The sequence below is a fragment of the Methylibium sp. genome (assembly GCF_031393925.1).
In the GTDB taxonomy this organism is placed as follows: Bacteria; Pseudomonadota; Gammaproteobacteria; order Burkholderiales; family Burkholderiaceae_C; genus Methylibium.
Map to the genome: position 1 here is coordinate 1 of NZ_JANMWL010000203.1, position 4,061 is coordinate 4,061.

Below are 4,061 nucleotides of genomic sequence, written 5' to 3' on the forward strand. Positions count from 1 at the left end.
CAGGGGGGCGCATGGCGAAATGGTTCGGGTCGGCAGCAAAACGCAAGGAGGAGCGGTGCCGCGCAAAGCGTGTGCGGGCAAGGGCTGCGCCAAGTGTCTCAGAGCGGCGCGCGTACGTCGCCGGCAGGCATATCGGGATCGATGCCGGCTCGCTGTTGGCGTTGACTTGCCGTCCGCTGCGGCGCCGCCTCCGCCGCCTCCGCACGATGACAGCGGCAGCGCAAGGCTCGAGGCCCACAGCCTCCAGGGGGTCTGACGCATTGCAGTTCTCCAGCGCAGAAACGACGGGCAATAGGGGCAAAGGACATGCCACCCGAAGGAAGTCGTCGGGGTCGCTGAGCGATCCGATTCCAACGAAAAAAGCCCCGCAAGCGGGGCTCTCTGGCAACGCGACGACTTCGATCAGAACGGAATGTCGTCGTCCATGTCGTCGAAGCCGGTCGACGACTTCTGCGCCGCGGGGGCAGGCCGGTTCGTCGCAGGGCGCTGCGCAGCGGGGCGCGACGTTGGCGTGCGCTCGCCGCCGCTTCCACCTGCCTCGTGGCTGCTACCGCCCTCGTCGCCACCGCCCATGCCTTCACGGCTGCCGAGCAACTGCATCACCTCGGCGACGATCTCGGTGGTGTACTTCTCGGCGCCGTCCTTGTCGGTCCACTTGCGGGTCTTGAGACGGCCTTCGACGTAGACCGAGCGGCCCTTCTTGAGGTATTCGCCGGCGATCTCGGCCAGGCGGTCACGGAAGACGACGCGGTGCCATTCGGTTTCTTCCTGGCGGTCCCCGCTCGCCTTGTCTTTCCATTGCCGGGAAGTGGCGATGGTGACGTTGCAGATCGAGCCCCCGTCGGGGAAGCTGCGGGTTTCGGGGTCGCGGCCGAGGTTGCCGACGAGGATGACTTTGTTGACTGAGGCCATGTCGCGCTCCGTGGGTCTGGCCAAAGATTATGCCGGCGCCGAGACCGGGACCGGGGAGGCACGCGCCAGACAGTTTCTGGCCGATCACGGCTCGAATGGACAGCAACTGGCCCGCCACGCGCAGGCTGCCCCTGCCTTCCAGCACGACGAACATCTCTTCCTGCGCAGGGTGGACGTGATAGGGACACGAGCGCATGCCGGGCGCGCGGATGTCCAAGCCGGCGCCACGCTTGTGGGCCGCCGTGCCGGGGGAGACGCCGCCGCAAAGCGTGTCGTAGAGCGGCTCGCGCTGCTGGCGCTCGAGCGACACCACGTTGCAGTTGCGTGCGGATCAGTTCGCGCCTGAGCCGCTCGCGCGGTTGCCCGTAGCGGGTGCGTCCACCGGTCCTGCGTCGGGCTGGGTCTGGAGGCCGGCAGGCTCGCACGCAAGGCCCTCGCTTACCATCGCGCCCTCCCATGTCCGCGCCTGTTTCCGAGTCGTCCACCGCGCCGCTGGCCATCTTGCAGCAGGTGTTCGGCTACCCCGCGTTTCGCGGCGCTCAAGAGGCCATCGTCGAGCATGTGCAGTCCGGCGGCGACGCGCTGGTGCTCATGCCAACCGGCGGCGGAAAAAGCCTGTGCTACCAGATACCGGCGATTGCGCGCCACCGCGGCGGATGCGGCGTGGCCATCGTCGTGAGCCCGCTCATCGCGCTGATGCACGACCAGGTCGGCGCACTGGAAGAAGCCGGCGTTCACGCCGCCTTCCTGAACTCCACGCTCGGCTTCGAGGCCGTGCAGCGCATCGAGCGCGAAATGATGAGCGGGCGCCTGGTGCTGCTCTACGCCGCGCCCGAGCGGCTGACCACGCCGCGCATGCTGGCGCAGCTCGATTCGCTGAGCGAACGCGGCCTCCTGAGCCTGTTTGCCATCGACGAGGCGCACTGCGTGAGCCAGTGGGGCCACGACTTCCGCGAAGACTATCTCGGCCTCAATGTCCTGCACGAGCGCTATCCCGCGGTGCCGCGCATCGCGCTCACCGCCACCGCCGACACCCACACGCGCGCCGACATCATCGAGCGCCTGGCGCTGCACGACGCGCGACTCTTCATCTCCAGCTTCGACCGCCCCAACATCCGCTACCGCGTGGTGGAAAAAGACGAGCCCCGCAAACAGCTGCTGCGCTTCATCGGCGACGAACACGAGGGCGAGGCCGGCATCGTCTATTGCCAGACGCGCAAAAAGGTCGACGAGACCGCTGCCTGGCTGGCTGAGGAGCGCATCACCGCCCTGCCCTACCACGCCGGCCTGGACGCCGGCGTGCGCCAGCAACACCAGAACCGCTTCCTGCGCGACGAGGCCGTGGTGATGGTGGCGACCATCGCCTTCGGCATGGGCATCGACAAGCCCGACGTGCGCTTCGTGGCCCACCTCGACCTGCCCAAGAACATCGAGGGCTACTACCAGGAGACCGGCCGCGCCGGCCGCGACGGCGAGCCGGCCGACGCCTGGATGGCCTACGGCCTGGCCGACGTGGTGAACCAGCGCCGCATGATCGACGAGAGCCCGGCCGGCGACGAGTTCAAGCGCCTGCAGCGCGGCAAGCTCGACGCGCTGCTCGCGCTCGCAGAGGCGCACGACTGCCGACGCGTGCGCCTGCTCGGCTACTTTGGCGAGGCTTCGGGTCCGTGCGGCAACTGCGACAACTGCCTCACGCCACCCGAGGTGTGGGACGCCACCGACGCGGCGCGCAAGCTGCTCAGTTGCATCTACCGCTTCGCGCACGCGTCTCACGGCCCGCGCCACTTTGGCGCCGGCCACCTGATCGACGTGCTGCGCGGCAAGACCACCGACAAGGTGGCGCAGTACGGCCATGAGCGGCTCAGCACCTATGGCGTCGGCGCCGACCTGGCCGAGATGCAGTGGCGCGGCGTGCTGCGCCAGCTCGTGGCGCTGGGCCAGGTCGTCTCGGAAGGCGAATACAACACGCTGGCTCTGACCGACAGCGCGCGCGCCGTGCTCAAGGGCGAAGTGCAGATGCTGCTGCGCGTGCCGAGCGCCGCGCCCAAGCGCGGCCGCGTCGCCAAGAGCGCAAGCCGCGCGGCCAAACCGGCCAGCAGCGCGCCGGCTGACCTGGACTCCGCAGCGCAAGCGCGCTACGAGTCGCTGCGTGCCTGGCGCAGCGAAGTGGCGCGCGAACACAACCTGCCGAGCTACATCGTGTTCAGCAACGCCGCGCTGGCCGAGATGGCGCGCAGGGCGCCGGGGTCGCTAGCCGAGCTGGGCGAAGTGAGCGGCGTGGGGGAGAAGAAGCTCGAGGCGTATGGGCAGGAGATCCTGCGGGTGCTGCAAGCCGGTTGATCCGGTCACGCTGTAAGCCTTGTCAGATGTCGCAGGCGGGGCGTCGATAGCATTGGCTGCATCGCCCGTCAGTGATGACGGGCGCGGATTGAAACTGGTGCTTGGCGCGCGGCATGTGCGCGACTGGGTGCATCGCCCGTCTGTGATTGACGGGTGTAGCGCGCAAAAGAGATCGCCGCAGCGCAAGCCGTTTCCTTACCCCCGCAACCGGGAAGAAACAGCAAGCGCCCGGGACCAAAACTACAGCATCACCGCACGGAATCGAACGAAGCCGCTTGCACCTGGCGCCATTGAGTTCTTCAGGGTCCAGCGCAGGTGCGTGACGTCGGCCGCGGTGGCCGGGCGCGGGGCGTCGCTGCCCTGGGTGCTGATGCCCAGCTTGTCCAGCGCGCCGTAGGTCTTGCCGCCATCGACCGAATAGTCGACCTCGACTTCCTTCTGGGTGACGTTGGTCAATTGCACGCTGCCCTTGACGGGCGCCTGCGCGCCGGTTGGCAGGACAGCGCAAAGCGCTGCGCACAGGCCAAGACATCGAACGAGTTTTTTCATGGCGTCCTCGCGGGTCGGGAGAGACGCGTGCGGCCATGCCGCCTGCGCCGTTGCTTCAACGGTCGCGACATGGCTGCCCTGCGCCCGACGTGCGCCCTTCACGGCACGGCCCGCACGCTCACCGCGGCGCTGTCGGTGCTCTGCCCGGCATCGTCGGTGGCACGCGCGAAGAACTGCACGTTGCCGATGGCGCCGGCCGGCAGCGCGGTGTCCCACTCGTAGGGCGCCGCGCCGTCGGCGCCGAGCAGCGTCGCAGTGCC

General features: G+C 68.5%; 4 protein-coding genes. 2 read left to right on the plus strand and 2 right to left on the minus strand.

Annotated features, from left to right (window positions below; genetic code table 11):
• Nucleotides 1-402: 402 nt before the first annotated feature.
• Entirely contained in the window at nucleotides 403-912 is a 510-nt protein-coding gene (ssb, locus tag RMO12_RS11115) for a single-stranded DNA-binding protein (protein WP_309639330.1), read from the minus strand.
• On the opposite strand from ssb, the gene RMO12_RS15995 reads away from it, so the two are divergent.
• Both RMO12_RS15995 and recQ read left to right on the plus strand, forming a co-directional pair.
• Nucleotides 911-1,258, plus strand: a complete 348-nt coding sequence (locus tag RMO12_RS15995; protein WP_405029665.1) for a hypothetical protein — start codon at nucleotides 911-913, stop codon at nucleotides 1,256-1,258. The genes ssb and RMO12_RS15995 overlap by 2 nt on opposite strands.
• A gap of 110 nt (nucleotides 1,259-1,368) precedes the next feature.
• Nucleotides 1,369-3,252, plus strand: coding sequence for a DNA helicase RecQ (recQ, locus tag RMO12_RS11125; protein ID WP_309639331.1), 1,884 nt, complete (start codon nucleotides 1,369-1,371; stop codon nucleotides 3,250-3,252).
• Nucleotides 3,253-3,492: 240 nt separating this feature from the next.
• Here the strand turns inward: recQ and RMO12_RS11130 are convergent, their stop codons facing one another.
• Nucleotides 3,493-3,801 carry a hypothetical protein gene (locus RMO12_RS11130; protein WP_309639332.1) on the minus strand — a complete coding sequence of 103 codons (309 nt, stop codon included), beginning with the start codon at nucleotides 3,799-3,801 and terminating at the stop codon, nucleotides 3,493-3,495.
• Nucleotides 3,802-4,061: the final 260 nt, after the last annotated feature.

Bases quoted from the DNA above. Each gene is read 5' to 3' on its own strand.
- RMO12_RS15995 (WP_405029665.1), top strand. From the start codon at position 911: ATGTCGCGCTCCGTGGGTCTGGCCAAAGATTATGCCGGCGCCGAGACC.
- ssb (WP_309639330.1), bottom strand. From the start codon at position 912: ATGGCCTCAGTCAACAAAGTCATCCTCGTCGGCAACCTCGGCCGCGAC.
- recQ (WP_309639331.1), top strand. From the start codon at position 1,369: ATGTCCGCGCCTGTTTCCGAGTCGTCCACCGCGCCGCTGGCCATCTTG.
- RMO12_RS11130 (WP_309639332.1), bottom strand. From the start codon at position 3,801: ATGAAAAAACTCGTTCGATGTCTTGGCCTGTGCGCAGCGCTTTGCGCT.